Annotated in this window: 18 protein-coding genes and 1 other RNA gene; 11 read left to right on the plus strand and 8 right to left on the minus strand. The window is 43.1% G+C overall.

The window, feature by feature from the left end; all coding sequences use genetic code 11:
• Positions 1–381: 381 nt before the first annotated feature.
• From DP117_RS08600 to sufB, 5 genes are all read right to left on the minus strand, one after another.
• The gene (locus DP117_RS08600) at positions 382–492 is read right to left on the minus strand and encodes a helix-turn-helix domain-containing protein (protein WP_248277589.1); all 111 of its coding nucleotides are present in this window, start codon (positions 490–492) and stop codon (positions 382–384) included.
• 75 nt (positions 493–567) lie between these two features.
• Entirely contained in the window at positions 568–1,836 is a 1,269-nt protein-coding gene (locus DP117_RS08605) for a SufS family cysteine desulfurase (protein WP_169218000.1), read from the minus strand.
• 234 nt (positions 1,837–2,070) lie between these two features.
• Positions 2,071–3,483 (minus strand): Fe-S cluster assembly protein SufD, encoded by a 1,413-nt coding sequence (sufD, locus tag DP117_RS08610; RefSeq protein WP_169217905.1) that lies wholly within the window; start codon positions 3,481–3,483, stop codon positions 2,071–2,073.
• A complete protein-coding gene (gene sufC, locus DP117_RS08615; protein ID WP_169217906.1) occupies positions 3,483–4,271 on the minus strand; it encodes a Fe-S cluster assembly ATPase SufC in 789 nt (262 codons plus the stop codon). Before sufC ends, sufD begins: the two co-directional genes overlap by 1 nt.
• A gap of 101 nt (positions 4,272–4,372) precedes the next feature.
• Positions 4,373–5,812, minus strand: coding sequence for a Fe-S cluster assembly protein SufB (gene sufB, locus DP117_RS08620; RefSeq protein ID WP_169217907.1), 1,440 nt, complete (start codon positions 5,810–5,812; stop codon positions 4,373–4,375).
• Positions 5,813–6,045: 233 nt separating this feature from the next.
• On the opposite strand from sufB, the gene sufR reads away from it, so the two are divergent.
• From sufR to DP117_RS08635, 3 genes are all read left to right on the plus strand, one after another.
• The gene (gene sufR / locus DP117_RS08625) at positions 6,046–6,723 is read left to right on the plus strand and encodes an iron-sulfur cluster biosynthesis transcriptional regulator SufR (RefSeq protein ID WP_169217908.1); all 678 of its coding nucleotides are present in this window, start codon (positions 6,046–6,048) and stop codon (positions 6,721–6,723) included.
• A 160-nt stretch (positions 6,724–6,883) separates the two neighbouring features.
• Positions 6,884–7,144: a hypothetical protein gene (locus DP117_RS08630; RefSeq protein ID WP_169217909.1), complete on the plus strand. Its 261-nt coding sequence runs from the start codon at positions 6,884–6,886 to the stop codon at positions 7,142–7,144.
• A 19-nt stretch (positions 7,145–7,163) separates the two neighbouring features.
• On the plus strand, positions 7,164–7,577 hold the full coding sequence (locus DP117_RS08635) for a GNAT family N-acetyltransferase (protein ID WP_169217910.1): 414 nt from the start codon (positions 7,164–7,166) through the stop codon (positions 7,575–7,577).
• A gap of 91 nt (positions 7,578–7,668) precedes the next feature.
• On the opposite strand, the gene DP117_RS08640 is transcribed toward DP117_RS08635, so the two are convergent.
• Together DP117_RS08640 and DP117_RS36055 are read right to left on the minus strand one after the other, a co-directional pair.
• Positions 7,669–7,980, minus strand: coding sequence for a helix-turn-helix transcriptional regulator (locus DP117_RS08640; protein WP_169217911.1), 312 nt, complete (start codon positions 7,978–7,980; stop codon positions 7,669–7,671).
• Positions 7,964–8,254 (minus strand): type II toxin-antitoxin system RelE/ParE family toxin, encoded by a 291-nt coding sequence (locus DP117_RS36055; protein ID WP_248277590.1) that lies wholly within the window; start codon positions 8,252–8,254, stop codon positions 7,964–7,966. The genes DP117_RS08640 and DP117_RS36055 overlap by 17 nt, the downstream gene beginning before the upstream one ends.
• Between DP117_RS36055 and DP117_RS08650 the strand changes: the two genes are divergently transcribed.
• From DP117_RS08650 to DP117_RS08675, 6 genes are all read left to right on the plus strand, one after another.
• Positions 8,164–8,724 (plus strand): tetratricopeptide repeat protein, encoded by a 561-nt coding sequence (locus tag DP117_RS08650; protein ID WP_211175994.1) that lies wholly within the window; start codon positions 8,164–8,166, stop codon positions 8,722–8,724. The genes DP117_RS36055 and DP117_RS08650 overlap by 91 nt on opposite strands.
• Before the next feature lie 500 nt (positions 8,725–9,224).
• Entirely contained in the window at positions 9,225–10,379 is a 1,155-nt protein-coding gene (gene corA / locus DP117_RS08655) for a magnesium/cobalt transporter CorA (protein WP_169217913.1), read from the plus strand.
• A gap of 56 nt (positions 10,380–10,435) precedes the next feature.
• Positions 10,436–11,146, plus strand: coding sequence for a hypothetical protein (locus tag DP117_RS08660; RefSeq protein ID WP_169217914.1), 711 nt, complete (start codon positions 10,436–10,438; stop codon positions 11,144–11,146).
• 142 nt (positions 11,147–11,288) lie between these two features.
• An RNA gene (rnpB, locus tag DP117_RS08665) (RNase P RNA component class A) lies at positions 11,289–11,753 on the plus strand.
• A gap of 140 nt (positions 11,754–11,893) precedes the next feature.
• The gene (gene rnc / locus DP117_RS08670) at positions 11,894–12,613 is read left to right on the plus strand and encodes a ribonuclease III (RefSeq protein ID WP_169217915.1); all 720 of its coding nucleotides are present in this window, start codon (positions 11,894–11,896) and stop codon (positions 12,611–12,613) included.
• Between the two features lie 184 nt (positions 12,614–12,797).
• Complete coding sequence (locus DP117_RS08675) at positions 12,798–13,871, plus strand: Gfo/Idh/MocA family oxidoreductase (protein WP_169217916.1); 1,074 nt, start codon at positions 12,798–12,800, stop codon at positions 13,869–13,871.
• 4 nt (positions 13,872–13,875) lie between these two features.
• On the opposite strand, the gene DP117_RS08680 is transcribed toward DP117_RS08675, so the two are convergent.
• Positions 13,876–15,903 carry an ATP-binding protein gene (locus DP117_RS08680; RefSeq protein WP_169217917.1) on the minus strand — a complete coding sequence of 676 codons (2,028 nt, stop codon included), beginning with the start codon at positions 15,901–15,903 and terminating at the stop codon, positions 13,876–13,878.
• A 288-nt stretch (positions 15,904–16,191) separates the two neighbouring features.
• Between DP117_RS08680 and DP117_RS08685 the strand changes: the two genes are divergently transcribed.
• Both DP117_RS08685 and DP117_RS08690 read left to right on the plus strand, forming a co-directional pair.
• Positions 16,192–16,884 (plus strand): RibD family protein, encoded by a 693-nt coding sequence (locus tag DP117_RS08685; RefSeq protein ID WP_169217918.1) that lies wholly within the window; start codon positions 16,192–16,194, stop codon positions 16,882–16,884.
• Between the two features lie 49 nt (positions 16,885–16,933).
• A complete protein-coding gene (locus tag DP117_RS08690; protein ID WP_169217919.1) occupies positions 16,934–18,127 on the plus strand; it encodes a GNAT family N-acetyltransferase in 1,194 nt (397 codons plus the stop codon).
• Positions 18,128–18,161: the final 34 nt, after the last annotated feature.

An 18,161-nucleotide genomic window follows, 5' to 3' on the forward strand; every position in this document is an offset into this window, starting at 1 on the left:
ATGAGATTGTTTTGTGCCGTCAGGTGTAGCCAATTCAACTGCTAGAACCCCTTACTCTTGCCGCTCGCACCTATCATCGTCGGCGGGATTTCTACTCTAGCGCGGTCAGGGGATTGTTGTTATGCCCTGCTTCGGTTTAAGTTGCTTTTCTAGGCTCTGTTTCACCTTGTACACTCCCTGTTAGCGCCAGTGCTAGCCCATAACAGCCATCTGGTTGCGCCCTGTTAAGCGCTTCAGCCTCTAGGATTCCGAGCCTAGTCACTGTGGGCAGGTAAGGAGTCACCTCGCTCGTTTGAGGGGGAAGGGATTTCACCTTCATCCTGTCCGAAGTTCAGTCCGTTTCCAGACTGACTAGCTTATTTACGGACTGATTACCGAGATTCAGCTAGTAACGAATCGCACATAAGTAAACCGCGCTATACCCGCATGCTTACTCATTGTGGCTTTCTGTTCGGTTGTTAGTTTTAATTTAGTTTTGATGGATAAAAGCATTGTTCGACCTCAATACGTTTGTTTAGTGTCTAGGGATGTTAGGGGTTGACAATACAAGTCTTGGAAATTGACGACTTAGGATTGCTCCAAGAAACCGCCAAAGAAATCTAATGTTTCCTTCAACGCTTTGACAAAAACATCTATCTCTTCACGAGTATTGTAGAAAGACAGACTTGCCCGTGCAGTTGCCGCAATAGCTAAGTAACGGTGCAGTGGTTGCGTGCAGTGATGTCCAGAACGAATGGCAATGCCTTCTTGATCTAATAATGTAGATATATCATTAGCATGGACTTCCCCAGCGGTAAATGCAGCAAGAGCAGCTCTACCCAAACCTGCGACTTTAGGTTTAGGACCGTAGATGCGAATTTGAGGAATTTGTTCGAGCTGTTCAAACAAATAGCCAGTCAACTCAGCTTCGTATGCATAGATTTTATCCATACCAATGCTGCCAAGGTAGTCAACCGCTGCACCAAGAGCAATTGTTTCTCCAATGGCGGGTGTACCAGCTTCAAACTTATGTGGTAAATCCGCGTAGGTAGAATGGTCTAAAAACACCTCCGCAATCATTTCACCACCACCCAAGAAAGGAGGCATTTCTCGCAGCAAGTCTAACTTGCCGTACAAAAAGCCAATTCCGCTTGGAGCAGACATTTTGTGACCAGAAGCTACCAACCAATCACAGCCAATTTGCTGTACATTGATAGGCATATGAGGGACACTTTGGCAAGCATCAATTAATACTTTTGCACCGTGCTTGTGAGCAATTTCGCAAATTTCCTTGACTGGGTTAATACAACCCAAAGTGTTAGAAACGTGTACCACCGACACCAACTTTGTTTTGTCAGAAACCAGCTTCTTGAACTGTTCCAAATCAAAAGTTTCTTCTGCAGCCAGTTCAACAAACTTTAGCACTGCACCCGTCTTTTGGGCGACAAAATGCCAAGGTACTAAATTACTGTGGTGTTCCATCACCGAGAGGATGATTTCATCCCCTCGCTGCAAATTGCTCATTCCCCAACTGTAAGCAACCAAGTTAATCGCCTCAGATGCATTGCGAGTGAAGACGATTTCCTGACGCGACGCAGCATTGACGAACGCAGCAACTTTGTCTCTGGCGACTTCATAAGCTTCGGTAGCTTTAGCACTGAGAGTATGTACACCGCGATGTACATTAGAATTGTACTGCTCGTAGTAGTCTCGAATCGTGTTGAGGACGAGCAGAGGTTTTTGTGACGTAGCGGCGTTGTCGAAATAGATTAAAGGTTTGCCGTTGACTTCTTGGTGTAATATTGGGAAATCAGCACGGACTTTATCAGCAAGGGTTTTTTCTTGGGTAAAGGTCATATTAATCATGAGTCATGAGTCACTAGTGAGACCAGTGCTGCGGGAGGGGAGCCACTGCGTTGGATCGCCAGCACGGCGCAGGAGGGTCTCCCACCGGGCTGCGTCTGGCGTCCGGGTTTCCCGGCTTGTAGACGCCCGAAGGGCGGCTTCCCGAAGGGTAGCATGTGGCGTTTTCCCGACAACAGGCATCTGGCGGAACGCGCAGCGAGACCGGAGGTCTTCCCCGAAGGGTCATTAGTCATTGGTGATTGACTGATAACTGTTGACGGTTTGTGTGAGTCTTTCTTCTAAAGAGGTGACAGGTATTTGGTTGATGACTTCGGCGGCGAAGGCGTTAATTAATAAGTTGCGAGCATTATCTGCATCGATACCCCGACTTTGCAAGTAGAAGATTTCATCATCTTCCAACTGACTGACGGTAGCACCGTGAGCGCATTTCACGTTATCTGCGGTAATTTCTAATTGAGGCTTAGTATCAACCCTAGCCTTCGGTGATAGCAATAAGTTGCGATTCAACTGTGCTGCATCAGTTAACTGTGCAGGCTTGGGAACAAAAACTTTCCCGTTAAACACAGCATGAGCGCGATCGCCTACAATACACTTATGCAATTGTTGACTTTTACCATAAGGATAATTAAGTGCGATCGCGCTATGAGTATCCGCCAACTGGTTTTCCCCAATCACCGTCAACCCATTAAGAGTCGTCTGGGTTTGCTCACCAGCTTGTAAAATCTCTAAATTGTGACGCGACAGCTTTCCACCAAAAGTGATTGTATGACAAGTATACCGACTGTAACGAGCTTGAGAAACAGCAGTCTTCCCAACATGGAAAGCCTCCACACCTTCCTCCTCAAGCCGAGTGTGATTCACTTGAGCATTTTCCTCAATCCAAATCTCCGTCACCGCATTGGTAAAGTAAACCCTCTTCTCCTCTTCTTCCTTCGCGCTCTTCGCGCCTTTGCGGTTCGTATACTCTTCCACCAACGTCACACTACTACCAATCTCCGCCACCACCAAACAACGCGGTAGAGAAATCGTGGCATCACCAGCAGCAAGAAACACCAAATGAATCGGTGTTTCCACCACCACATTCTTCGGTACCCAAACCACAGCGACATCTTTAATTCCACTCGTGTTGAGCGCAGTAAAAACTTCATGCGCGCCCTCAGTTTGAGCCAAATACTGCTGTACACGATGACGATAGCCTACAGGTAAACCAGCCAAATTGCTGACAACAACCCCATCCGGCAAACCTGCAACCGTTGATAACTCAGGCGCATAAACCCCATTCACAAACACCAAACGGTTCGCAGCTTCTGGTATGGAATCAACATCCAATAAACTGATACTTGCTGGCTGATTCCCAACAGCTTCAAACGTAACTTTCCGCAAAGACGACAAATCAGTAAAGCGCCATTCCTCATCGCGGGTGGTGGGGAGAACCGATTTGCGCACCCAAAGCGTAGCGCGTTCCTGTAACTCCTGCAACCAATTTAGAGACGTTGCATCCCGTCGTTGTGCACCATGCGACGTCTCTAAAACCTGATTCAACAACTTAACGAGATCAGCATCTCTATCCAACACAGCAGACGCTAAATCGACTGGATTTGAATTCGGAACCGGACTAGGAGAAACTAGAATGCTCATCACACACCTACCTCAACCGCATTCTCTTCCAACACCCAGTCATAACCGCGTGATTCCAATTCCAACGCCAGTTCCTTACCACCACTGGTGATAATCCGCCCATTTGCCATCACATGAACAAAGTCTGGCACAATATAATTCAGCAATCGCTGATAGTGAGTAATCATAATCGTGGCATTTTCCGGACTCGTCAGCTGATTCACCCCATTCGCCACAATCTTCAAAGCGTCAATATCCAACCCTGAATCAGTCTCATCCAAAATCGCCAGCTTAGGTTCCAGAAGCGCCATTTGCAAAATCTCATTACGCTTCTTCTCACCACCAGAAAAACCTTCATTCACACTGCGACTAAGGAAAGCAGGATTCATCTTCACCACATCCAGCTTTTCCTCTACCAAATCATCAAAATCAAACGCATCCAATTCCTCCAAACCCTGCGCCTTACGCCGGGAATTGTAAGCCACCCGCAGAAAATCCAAATTACTCACACCTGGAATTTCCAACGGATACTGAAACGCCAAAAAAATGCCAGTCCTAGCGCGTTCCTCCGGTTCCATCTCTAAGAGATTTTCCCCTTGAAAAATCACCTCACCGCCAGTCACCTCATACGCCGGATGTCCAGCCAGAACCTTAGAAAAAGTACTCTTACCAGAACCATTCGGTCCCATAATCGCATGGATTTCACCCGAACGTACCTCAAGGTTCACTCCCTTAAGAATCGGCGTCCCATTAACCTCAGCCGTCAAATCTCGTACCGACAGCACAACTTCACTATTTTCAATAATCATGCTTGTTCTCTCTCTCTTCTCTTTCTTCCTCCTTCGCGCCCTTTGCGCCTTCGCGGTTAAATATTTTTTAAACCACGAAGACACGAAGAACACGAAGAGAACTAACCAACACTACCTTCCAACTTCAAACTCAACAGCTTATCAGCTTCCACCGCAAACTCCATCGGTAGCTGATTAAACACATCCTTACAGAAACCACTAATCATCATCGAAATAGCATCTTCCGAAGAAATGCCCCGCTGTGCGAAGAAGAACAATTGGTCTTCTCCAATCTTAGAAGTAGAAGCTTCATGCTCTACTTTCGCAGTATTATTCTGTACCTGAATATAAGGGAAAGTATTGGCGTGAGCATTATCTCCAATCAGCATAGAGTCGCACTGGGAATAGTTTCGCGCTCCTTGAGCTTTCGGATTGACTTTCACCAACCCACGGTAGCTGTTACTAGAGTTACCAGCAGAAATTCCCTTAGATATAATCGTGCTGCGGGTGTTCTTACCAACATGAATCATCTTAGTACCCGTATCAGCTTGCTGCATATTATTTGTCAGCGCCACCGAGTAAAACTCACCCACAGAGTTATCACCTACCAACACACAGCTAGGATACTTCCAGGTGATAGCAGAACCAGTTTCTACCTGTGTCCAAGAAATCTTAGAATTCACACCTTGACACAAACCGCGCTTAGTGACGAAGTTATAGATACCGCCTTTACCATTCGCATCTCCAGCGTACCAGTTCTGCACGGTGGAGTATTTAATCTCGGCATTATCAAGGGCGACGAGTTCTACAACAGCGGCGTGTAGCTGGTTGCTGTCATACATTGGTGCGGTACATCCTTCTAGGTAGGAGACATAGCTGTCTTCTTCAGCAACAATCAGTGTTCGCTCGAATTGTCCAGTTTCACCGTTGTTGATACGGAAATAGGTAGACAGTTCCATCGGACATTTTACGCCTTTGGGAATGTAGACGAAGGAACCATCGCTGAAGACGGCGGAATTAAGCGCTGCAAAATAATTATCTGCTGTTGGAACAACGCTACCCAAATACTTCTGCACTAATTCTGGATGTTCTTGCAGTGCTTCAGAAATGGAGCAGAAAATGACACCTTCTTCTGCCAGCTTTTCTTTAAAAGTAGTCCCAATAGAAACACTATCAAAAATCGCATCCACAGCGACGTTTGCCAGTCGCTTCTGTTCTGACAGGGGAAGTCCCAGCTTTTCAAAGGTTTCCAACAAAGCTGGATCAACTTCGTCCAAGCTGTTAAGCTTCTGTTTCTTTTGTTTCGGCGCTGAGTAATAAATGATATTCTGATAATCAATCACCGGATACTTAACGCTTGGCCAAGTTGGTTCTGTCATTTTCTGCCACTGGCGAAAAGCTCTGAGGCGAAAATCCAGCATGAACTCCGGCTCGTTTTTCTTTGCCCAGATGATGCGGATGATGTCCTCGTTTAGTCCACGCGGAATCATGTCGGCTTCGATGTTGGTGATAAAGCCGTACTTGTATGGCTGGTTGACTAAGGTTTTGACAGTGGCACTCATCAGTTGTTTTCTCTTGTGTTCGTTTTCTAGAATCTCTTTAAAGGACGGGAGACGGGCTTTGGTAGCCGATTCCCAGGTTTCGTAACCGAGTGGTTACAAGACTGCTAAAATTAGTATATAGATTAAAACAACAACTTTGTTGTTTAATGTATCTTCATTTTAAGCTAGATTAACAACAACATTGTTGTCAAACTTATATTCTTCTGCAAATCACATGAATTATTGGGGCGACGATGGAGACTACCCACCAGTCCTCAACAAAGCAAGATATCCTAGAATATCTTCTCAAACACATACAGGCTAGCGCTTTTGAGTTAGCCGAAGCTCTTGATATTAGCCCTCAAGCAATTCGTCGTCATCTTAAAGATTTAGAGGCGCAGGAGGTGATTTCTTTTTCGTTGTCAGCGCAGGGAGAAATGGGGCGTCCACAGCACATCTATCAATTGACTCGTAAAGGGCGCGATCGCCTGCGTCGAGAAGGTGCTGATGGTTATGGTCAATTTGCAGTTTCTCTGTTGGATACATTAGCAGAAACAGTGGGACGCGACAAAGTGAGTTCCATTTTACGAAAGCAATGGGAGCGTAAAGCAGAAGAATATCGCGATCGCCTGGGAAATGCTTCACTATCAGATCGGGTGGCAATTTTGGTAAAATTGAGAAAAGCTGAGGGCTTCATGGCTGAGTATCACCCTGTAGAATCGAGTGAGTCATCCGAAAGCGACGGATTTATCTTAACTGAACACAACTGCGCGATTTCTAACGTTGCAGAGTCTTTCCCCAGCATTTGCGGTCATGAATTAGAAATGTTTGCCGCAGTTTTACCAGATTGTACAGTGGAACGTACTCACTGGATGATCAACGGTGAACATCGCTGTGGCTATTTAGTACAAGAGCGAAAAAACAGACCTTAGCTTTTTCCATCAAATGATTCGCCCCAACAAGTGGGAACTTTTATTAAGTTTAAGTCATGGATGATTGGTAATTCGTAATAAACTTTACGAATCAATGATTCATGAGCGGTTATAACCAGAAATTTTGAGTGAGTTTTAGACAAATCTTAAACGAAAAGTTATGGAGTTACCATCACAGTCAGCGACACCACAGTTTTTAACTCTAGAAGAAGCAGCAAAAGTTGATGCAGCTTTGCTGTCTTCACCGGAGAAATTTTTAACCAGATTGACAATTTCATCACTCAGGCTTTTGAAGCAAATTGCTCAAGAATACGAAGTGAAAATCGAAAATTTGACAGCACAACAGGTGATTGATTGGTTTGAAAAAGATGGAAAGATTCGACGAGAGCAAGGAATTGAAGCTGCTTACTTGAAATGGTAGCGGTGAAGAGTTAGCTCTCATGTATCACATTATTACCAATCTCACCGAAAGTCAGATTTCAGAGTTGCTGGAATTGTACAAAAATGAATTCTGGAGTTACGAACGCGAACGTAAGGACATTGTGAAGATGCTTGCAGCATCAGATATTATCGTTGGATTGGTAGATGAAAACGAACAATTAATTGGCTTTAGTCGTGTTCTCACCGACTTTGTGTATAGGGCAATGATTTATGATGTCATTATTAAACCGAGTCATAGAAAAATGGGACTTGGTGCTAAGTTGGTTGACGCAGTTGTTAATCATCCTGAGTTAGCTTCAGTTGAGCAGATTATTCTTTACTGTTTACCAGAAATGATTCCTTTTTATGAACGTTGGGGTTTCACAAGTAATGTGGGTGGATTACGGTTGATGTACAGAAACAATCAAATTTAAGCTGAGAAGCCAGACAAAAACTTAGATCCAGTTTCTCAACAAGGAGATTTTCCACGGGGTTTTGGAGATTTGGCGCATGTGTTAATCGCCGCTATGCGCTTTGCTCGTGTTCGATTGGAGTCAGATGGATAACTACCCGTTGATTGAGAGCGCAAGCAATCTTTTGTAGCATGGAAAGAGAATGTCCCTCGTAATCAGCATCTTCAAGCCGTGCAATCACAGGCTGTTTTGTACCAACAAGTTCAGCAAGCTGTTTCTGTGTTAACCCGGCTTTTGTTCTGGCTTCGTAAATCAACTGCGCAACTTCTGCATTGATTGAGGCTTCTGCTACCATTGCCTCAAGCTCATGATCGGTACGAGTCATCTTGTCAATGATTTTAATCGCATTACTCGTCTTCGCCACTCTCTTCCTCCTCGACGTAAGTGTGAGTTTCTGGATTTTCTTCCAATAAACGTTTTCGCTCTATTGCTCGTTCAATATCAATGTTTGGTACTGCTGCTTGTTCTTTTGTAATAGCATGTGCGAGAATCGCCACGTTTTGCCCATGAAAAAAGTACAAGATGCGGTACTGCACATGAATATGCTTTGCTCGAAGTTCATAGATACCATCTCGCAGATAATCTGTTGCAGGGAAAGTCTGAGCGGAGGTTTCCTCCGAAGCGCGTAAGCTCCTCAAAGGAGCGAGGCTCAGAGCTTTCCAAGACAGAGGGCGCACCAGGAAGAGAGGAGGGAGAAGCAGAAGCTTGGTTTGACAGAGGTAATGAGCAATTTGATGCTGGGGATTTTGAAGGTGCGATCGCATCCTACGACAAAGCCCTTGAGATAAAACCTGACAATGATGCAGCTTGGTTCAACCGAGGGTTGGCGCTGCATAACTTAGGGCGATTTTCTGATGCGATCACATCCTACGACAAAGCACTTTTAATCCAACCCGACAAACATAAACCTTGGTATAACCGGGGCGTGACGCTGGGTAAGTTAGGGCGATTTGGAGAAGAAATTGCATCTTATGACAAAGCACTCTTAATCAAACCCGACAAACATGAACCTTGGTACAACCGAGGCGTGGCGCTGGGTAATAACTTAGGGCGATTTGAAGAAGCCAGTCCGGGGGTGAGGCAGAGTGATGCTTTGAGGGTTTCGTGACAAACAGGCGACTACCGTGCAGTTCCTGATGAGTTGAATATAGTTTCAAATATTGTATTAATATTTTTGAAGCGGTTTGTCTTTGCAAGACAAGCTGTTTTTTACACTATTGCTAATCTCTAGAGGTTCTTGGCTGTGGTTATGATAGCTCTTGTCAGGTGGATATCAGACCTGATCAGGACTTACGTAAAGAAACCCGGTTTCTACAAAAAATCCTCTGTTTCGCAACCAAATATGAACAAAGAAACCGGTTTGGTGGCTGATGGTGCGTCAGTCCTACTGATTTTAACGTAGAAGGAACGAAACACACCTCTGTTGAGAAAATGAGAAAATGCATTCATGGAAAAAATGCACTAAAGTACGATACAAATCACTGACAAATCATGAGATCATCAATTCAACCGTTGTCCTATCCCGTGATCAACACTCAATAGTCCGAAGTCTTAAAAAAAAACTAATAGCTGATGCTGATAATTCATGACTCAATCAAGTAAAAATTCATGGCAAAAAAACTTCGTCGCTCGGCTAAAACTGTCACTAAAAATTATGACGAAAATGAATTCTATCACGAACCAGGAACCATACCAGGAACCATCATTATTTCCGCAGATGCTTCCCCACCCCAGATTAAATTGATTGACTATACAACTCGCGATTTTCTTCGTAAAGAAATCACAACCCCCGAAGAGTGTGCTCCCTATCTAGATACAGAGTCTATTTCTTGGGTAGAAGTCCAAGGTTTAGGTAATGAAGACATTCTGCGACGACTGGGGAAGGTGTTTGATTTACATCCTTTGGTTTTAGAAGATATAGTCAATTTGGTAGAACGTCCAAAAATAGAAGAATATGAAGACCATTTGGTGATGATTTGCCGCATGGTTGTGCCAAAGGAAAGAAAATATGGTTTTTATAGTGAACAGGTGAGTCTGGTGTTGGGGAAAAATTGCTTGCTCACAGTACAAGAGGAACCAGAACATGATTGTTTAGAAGGAGTACGAGCACGAATTTGCAACAACAAAGGTATTATCCGTAAGCGTCAAACAGATTATTTAGCTTATTGTTTATTGGATGCAATTGTCGATGGTTTTTTTCCAGTTCTAGAACGTTATGGTGAGCGAATTGAAGACTTAGAAGAAGAAGTTATAGTAAATCCTTCACGGGAAACATTACAAAAAATTTACCAACTTAGACGAGAATTGTTACAATTGCGCCGTTATATCTGGCCTCAACGGGATGCAATTAATTCTTTGATTCGCGATGGCAATGAACTTATCAGTGAAGAAGTGAGAATTTATTTGCGAGACTGTTACGATCATGCGGTGCAGGTAATGGATATGCTAGAAACTTACCGGGAACTTGCCACTGGGTTGATGGATGTTTATCTTTCGGCAGTCAGTAACAGAATGAATGAAGTTATGAAGTTTTTGACAGTTATGTCATCAATTTTTATTCCGCTTACCTTTATTGCAGGAATTTATGGTATGAACTTCAATACTGACAAATCACCTTGGAATATGCCTGAGTTGAATTGGTATTGGGGTTATGCCTCTTGTTTAGCATTGATGGCAGTAATTGCCCTTCTGTTAGTCTTCATATTCTGGCGAAGAGGCTGGTTTCAGAATTTTTCAACAATGAATCCTGATTCCAAGATTTGAGATTGTCAGTCACTTGAATCTTCAAAATTAGTACAAAGGAGTTCATAAACTAAGTTATGAGAAACGGCGACAATAATTTACTGATTTTGACGCTTTATATAATTGGTATTACTTACACCATTAACCAAATGGTCGAATCAATTGCTGAACAAGTCAAGCTAGAATTCAATAAAGCATCTGTAGACGAACAACTGAAAGCCCAAAATCTGAAAGATAAGATTGGGATTAGTTTTGGCGGGCTGGCAAATACATTTGATATTGAAAAACCAAAATCTCTGTCGATTAATATTGAGAATAAATCTGAGGATGTAGCAATATACGTTGATTGGGATAATTGCGCTTTTGAAGAATTTGACGGAACCTCAAAGCGAGTCATTCGGATGTCACCAGATATCACCCGTGACTTAGGCGTATTTCAAACCCCCAGTCTGATTGTTCCTAAAAAAACACTTAAAGAATCAGTTTCATCTGAAAGTGTTTTTCAATTCGATAAGCTATCTGGAACATACACAGCAACAAAAAACTCGGTAGCTAATGTCCTTAAATGGAAAACAAGTCCCGTTAGGGCACAAAGAATTGAATTTAACAAATTTATGAGCCGAAAACGCAACTTTGAGTTTTCACTAGATTTAGTGTTCCGGCTAGCCGAAACAAATGTGGGTGTAGCTCATGGTACCACTGCTCCTCCCCTTTGTATTGTCAAGTGTCCCTTCACTGTCAGAAAACTTCCCTGGACATATGCTCTACCTTGGAATAAAAGGCGCTAAAGTGAAACGACCAGTACACCTCGGCAAAAGTCAAAAGAAAGAACCAAGATTTTGTAAGTCTCTTAGGCATTCCAAATGGTTGGTTTATTTGGAGCGCGACGTACTAGTTCGGTCATTCAAAGATTACACTGGATATTAAGAGAGAGTAGGCGCAGGTGGTTACAGACTAGTTTCATTGAAACTCGTTTGAGGAAAGTCCGGACTCCCGAAAGACCAGACTTGCTGGATAACGTCCAGTGCGAGCGATCGCGAGGATAGTGCCACAGAAACATACCGCCAGAATCAATTCAAAATTAAAAATTCAAAGGAGGGCTGCGCCCCGCTGCGCTAACAAAATGAATAATTTTTTGAATTGATTCTGGTAAGGGTGCAAAGGTGCGGTAAGAGCGCACCAGCGCGATCGAGAGATCGTGGCTCGGTAAACCCCGGTTGGGAGCAAGGTCGCAAGGAACTATGGTTGGTCTTTTACCAGTTCCGCTAAAATAAGAGCCGCTAGAGGCGTTTGGTAACAAACGTCCCAGATAGATAACTACCCTCTTGATATAGGAAAGTCGTATGCCTTTCCATAGAAAGAGAACAGAACCCGGCTTACGTTCCGACTCTCTCCCTCTTTTTTGTCCTTTGTTATTTGTCCTTAGTATGATTGTTAATCAGCAATGACTAATGACTCATGACTAATGAACGGCAGGAGGTGTTTTATGCCGGGGAACCCTAGTCGAGCACTGCCTTCTAATAACTAATAACTCAATGAGCATTGCTTATCCACGCCGTCAACGACAACTTGAAAGCTTAGTCAGAAAATTAGGTCTATCGGCAGATGCGCCCATAAAGTGGCAACTGATGGACTTGGCGCTGACTCATCCCACTGTCTCCGAGTCAGAAAATTATGAACATTTGGAGTTTGTCGGTGATGCAGTCGTGCGATTAGTGGCAGCTATTGTGCTATGGGAAAATTATCCCAATTGTCCAGTGGGAGATTTTGCAGCTATTCGTTCAGTGTTGGTGAGCGATCGCATTCTCGCCCAACTAGCCAGAGAATACGGCTTAGAGTTACATTTACTAGTTGCAGGTAGTGCGACTGCTGATAAAGTTGGTCAAGAGTCAAGACTAGCTGATGCCTTTGAAGCAGTTTTAGGCGCTCTTTATTTGAGTACAAACAATCTCGAACTCATCCGCTGTTGGCTAGATCCTCACTTCAAACAACTTGCAGCAGAAATTCGCCTCGATCCGGCTAGATTTAACTATAAAGCCGCTCTGCAAGAATGGACTCAAGCTAAGTATAAAGTCTTACCTGAATATCGAGTTGTGGAAATGAATCAACCGCAGCATAATCAAGAACGTTTCCTTGCTGAGGTATGGCTACACGGACAAAAGCTTGGTGAAGGAAAAGGACGTTCTATCAAAGCTTCTGAACAAGCTGCAGCCAAAATTGCTTTTTTATCACTTGAAAATCAGGAAAAATCCTGAAATGAAACAAGAGATGATACACTGATAAGTTGTTAGTTGTCCTTTGTCCTACACAATGGGAAGCCGCCCTCCGGGCGTTTACATCATTTGTGAATCGCTAATGACCCTTCGGGTTCGCCAGATGCCTGCGGAGGGAAACCCTCCCGCAGCACTGGTCTCACTAGTGACTAATGACTCATGACTCATGACTAAGAAAATAAAAATTGCAGTCGTTGGTGTTGGACGTTGGGGCGTCCATTTGCTGAGAAATTTTTTAGAACATCCGCAAGCAAGTGTGGTAGCGGTAGTCGATCCGAACCCAGAACGTTTGATGGTAGTCAAACAGCAATATCACTTAGATGACGAAGTTCTACTGATAACCGAGTGGAAAGCGCTAAAGCAAGTCGCGGGGTTAGATGCAGTCGTCATCGCTACCCCCGCGAGCACACATTACTTGTTAATTACCGATGCTTTGCGTTGGGGTTACCACGTTTTAGCAGAAAAACCTTTAACTCTTAACCCAGCAGAATGTCGAGAATTATACCAGCTTGCTCAAAAACAGCAACGACAACTGATAGTTGACCACACCTACTTATTTCACCCAGCAGTTTCGCGAGGGAAAGCTGTTGTACAAGCAAATCAATTAGGTGATTTACGTTATGGTTACGCAACCCGAACTCATTTAGGACCAGTTCGCCAAGATGTTGATGCACTCTGGGACTTAGCGATTCACGATATTGCCATTTTTAATTCTTGGCTAAATCAAATTCCCGTAAAAGTGCAAGCAACGGGTACAGTATGGCTACAACGAGGTGGGGAGAGTGCAAACTCTCATTCACCAGATCACCCGATCACCCCATCAAGTTTATCCGACCTAGTGTGGGCAATCCTCACATATCCGAACAATTTTCAAGCGTATATTCACTTATGTTGGCTCAATCCTGATAAACAACGACGACTAAGTATTGTTGGAAGTCTTGGCAGTCTGATTTTTGACGAAATGTCTCCTACCTCACCTTTGACCATACAACACGGCGAATTTGAACGCCAGGGAAACCAATTTATTCCTGTGAATCAGAAGCAACAAGTACTGGAAATAGAAATAGGTGAACCATTACGGCGAGTGTGCAATCACTTTATCACTTGTATTCTTGAGAATACTTGCTCAGAGGTTTCTTCTGGCTTGGTAGGTACGCAATTAGTGGAAATTCTTACTGCTTTAACACAATCTCTTGAGAAAGGTGGTCAGCCTATTTTTTTGAATGCAAATCAAGACTGAAATTCTACAACTTTACATTTTGTATACTCAATTTTGAATTTTGTAATTCCTTGTTCAAGATAGACGAGAAGCGTTTTTTTTTCAAGGTCACTTCTTCTGCTGCTTGCTTTGCTCCTCTGACTGCTTGCTCTCCGGAAGAAAGACTCAGGTTTTCTGGATCTTTTTTTCCTCCTGCGCCTGGTAAGAGTGAACCATCAATTAAGGGCAAAGTTACTGTGATTGTCGTGCCTTGATCAAGACCTGGACTCTCAAGAGTAATAGTACCTCCCATCAGTTCGATTAAATTTCGTGAAATAGCAAGTCCTAGTCCTGTACCACCAAACTTACGTGAACCATCTACCATCACGAAAGGACGAAAGAGTTTTTGCTGTTGAGCTGGATCAATCCCTATACCTGTATCTGTAACAGAGATAATGACTTCAGATTTATCATCCTTACGTTGAATTTCTGTCGAGATTGTAATGCTTCCCTGTTCGGTAAACTTAGTTGCATTACCAATGACATTAATCAGAACTTGTTTGAGCTTTGCTGCATCAGCATTCACTGGAATGATTTCATTTAGCTGCGGAATATTTAACTGCAAACCTTTTTGTTGAACATTAATTGATTGTATGTTAATGACTTCTTTTAAAACTTGCCGAAGATCAATAGGTTGCAAAACGACTGAAAGCTTTCCTGCTTCTATTTTGGAAATATCAAGTAATTCATTAATAATGCCCAATAGGTGAATGGCTGTGTCATCAGCACGCTTGAGAAACTCCAATTCTTCTTCGCGATCATCACACATACCATCTCGAACCAGACGAACACAATTAATGATGGTGTTGAGTGGATTTCTCAATTCATGGGAAGTTGTCGCTAAAAACTGAGTTTTAACCTGGTTGGCAGTTTTTGCTTCTTTCCATGCTATTTCTAATTCTTCTGCCCAATCTTTCAATCGCTCAACCATTTGCTCAAGTGCTTGCGCTAATTGGTTAAACTCTCGAATTTTGAAGTTGTGAGGAATTGGTTCTACTGATTGGTTTGAGTGAAGATTTATGGCGTAGTCTCGTAATTGTTCTACAGGACGTGCCAAATAACGAGCTAAATACAGCGACGCTAAAAGACTTGCGCCAATTAAACCTGATGTTAAAACAATCAGAATAAGTTTTATTCCCTTAAGACCATACAAAGCATTATCCAAATCTGTAACAGCTATAATAACCAATTTTTTCTGTTGCCCGTCTGTTAAAGGACTGGGAATAGCAGTATAGCCAGCAAGTAATTCTTCACCTTCATTTTCAAAAAAGAAATGCAGAAAATATTTCTTCCCTGCTAGAGCAGTTCTGACAATTTTTTTGAGTCGCGCAGCATCTGTATGTTGAGCTATATTTGTCCCAACACGATTAGCAATTGGGTGTGCCAAAATTGTTCCATCATCAGCAATCACCATTGTAGAGCCTGTTAGCAAGCCAGGTTTATTACTCGTTTTTTCTTGCAGTATTGTCGAACGAAATATCAAAGCATAACGTAAATCTCCCATATGATCGTAGATGGGAGTTGATAATAGTAATCGCAGTTGATTTGGGAAGTTTCTTCTACCTGTTGTTCCTACTTTTGGTGGTAATACCGCCTCGACATTAATCCCATCACTGGGTACAGGAAATTTTAATTCACCAATTGGTTGCTCACCGCAAGTACTCGCGACAACGTCACCGCTTTGTGGATTTGTCAGTTGAATGCACTCTATTTGCCTTGGTAGTTGTTGGACTATTTGATTGAGAAATCGTTTGACTTCAAGACGCGAACCTGTCTGGATAACCATTGTTTGACTAGCACTGAGTAAATTTGCTTTTAAGGCTGCGCTCGTCTCTACAATTTTCTCACCTTTGATAATGGCACTTTCTGTTAAATTTTGACGGGCGGTTTCCAGAAGGCTAGAACGCGCTTTTTTATAGGCTACAATTTCCCCTATCAGTAACACTGGAACCAACAGAAGCAAAATTTTTGATACTAAAATCCGACGAAAGGATGATTGACGGGGTTTAGCCATCGGAAGTCTCTCTTAGTATGTGCCAATCACAACAGTAATCCTAGGTAATTAAAGCAGCTAGTGTCGTTGAGTTCTCCAAATCTTATTTCATAACCATATTAAACATATAAAGCAATTTCATATCAAAAAGAAGCCTAGAATACAAACACTCTTAGATACTAGCTGATAAGTGCGAATATTGTTGCATATAAATACTAGAGATGAAATCGGGAGAAATGAGGTTTTCACTATTACTATTTCTGAGGATTAACATTCCGTATAAAAAGCAAAAATTATCAGACCACCCCAATGGTACAACATCGTCCACATACCACTGTCGTTTTGGCGATGAGTGCAGACGGTAAAATAGCTGATGTGAGGCGATCGCCTGCTCGGTTTGGTTCCAAAACGGACATTGCACATCTGGAGGAACAAATCGCCTTAGCTGATGCTGTTTTATTTGGTGCTGGGACTCTGCGCGCCTACGGTACAACGCTAACTATATCGCACCCACAACTGCTGCAACAACGAACTCAAGCGGGAAAGCCTTCCCAACCTGTTCATATACTTATTACACATTCTGCTAACCTTAATCCGGAAATACGATTCTTTCAGCAGCCAGTCAAGCGTTGGTTAATGACGACAACAACAGGAGCACTTTTTTGGAAACAACGCCCAGAATTTGAGCAAATTTTGGCTTTTGAAACACCAACCGCAAAAGTTGACATTCGTGCAGCTTTACAACATTTAACAACTTTGGGTATCAAACGCTTAGCTGTCTTGGGTGGCGGTGAGTTAGTCGCTTCCATGCTAGAACTAGATTTGATTGATGAATTTTGGCTCACCATTTGTCCGTTGCTTATAGGCGGTTCTACAGCACCGACACCAGTAGAAGGACGTGGATTTTTCGCTTTCGTGGCTCCCCGTCTACAATTGCTGGAAGTTGTCACAGTTGAACAGGAAGTCTTTGTGCATTATCGGCTGCAACGACCGACAGATTAGTTTAGTCTAAATAAAGTTTGTGCTAAATTTTGTATCTTTAAAACCTCTAATGGTGGAACAACTGCAACCTCGCTATTCTGTCGCTTGGATTAACAAAATTGCTGAAATCCCCCAAGAGGCGTGGGATGCTTTAGCATTGTCACTCAAAACTCCATTTTTAGAGTGGGAGTGGCTGAAAAATCTCGAAACCTCTCAAAGTGCTACAGCTAACACTGGTTGGTTACCAAATCACTTAACTGTATGGCGAGACAGAACCTTGATTGCTGCTGCCCCACTATACTTGAAGGGACACAGTTCTGGTGAATTTGTTTTTGACCACCAGTGGGCAGAGTTAGCACAACGCATTGGTGTTAAATACTACCCAAAAATGCTGGGAATGACTCCATTTACCCCAGCCGAAGGCTATCGATTCTTAATTGCGCCAGGGGAAGATGAAGATGAGATGACAGCATTGATGGTACATGAGATTGATGCTTTCTGCATCAAACACCGTATCTCTGGCTGTCATTTTCTCTATGTCGATCCCGAATGGCGTCCAATTTTAGAACGCCAAGGCTTCACAGCTTGGCTACACCACAGCTACATCTGGGAAAATCTTGGGTTTAACAATTTTGATGACTACTTGGGAGTGTTCAACGCCAACCAGCGCCGTAACATTAAGCGTGAACGCAAAGCCGTGGAAAAGGCTGGCTTGAAAATACAACCTCTGACTGGAGATGAAATTCCCAAGTCACTGTTTGCTTTGATGTATGAGTTCTACGCTGACACCTGTGATAAATTTGGCTGGTGGGGTAGTAAATACTTAACCAAGAAATTTTTTGAACAGCTACACACACATTATCGCCATCGGGTTGTATTTTTCGCCGCATACACAGAGCAGGATAACCGTCAACCAGTAGGGATGTCTTTTTGTTTGTTTAAAGGCGACAGGATGTATGGACGCTACTGGGGTTCTTTTCAAGAGATAGATTGCTTGCATTTTGATGCTTGCTATTATGCACCGATAGAGTGGGCGATCGCCAACGGTATCCAAATTTTTGATCCAGGTGCTGGTGGACGCCACAAAAAACGTCGCGGCTTTCCTGCATCTGGTAATCACAGTTTGCACCGCTTTTATAATGGTCGCTTAGCACAAATTCTGCAACATTACATCAGTGAAGTGAATGAACTCGAACAGCAGGAGATTTCAGCTATAAATGCCGAGTTGCCTTTTACAAAGGAAAGTCAACCACCAAAATCTTAAGAATGCTCAGGAAGATAAGAATTACACTTGAGAA

The organism is Brasilonema sp. UFV-L1 (assembly GCF_012912105.1).
In the GTDB taxonomy this organism is placed as follows: Bacteria; Cyanobacteriota; Cyanobacteriia; order Cyanobacteriales; family Nostocaceae; genus Brasilonema.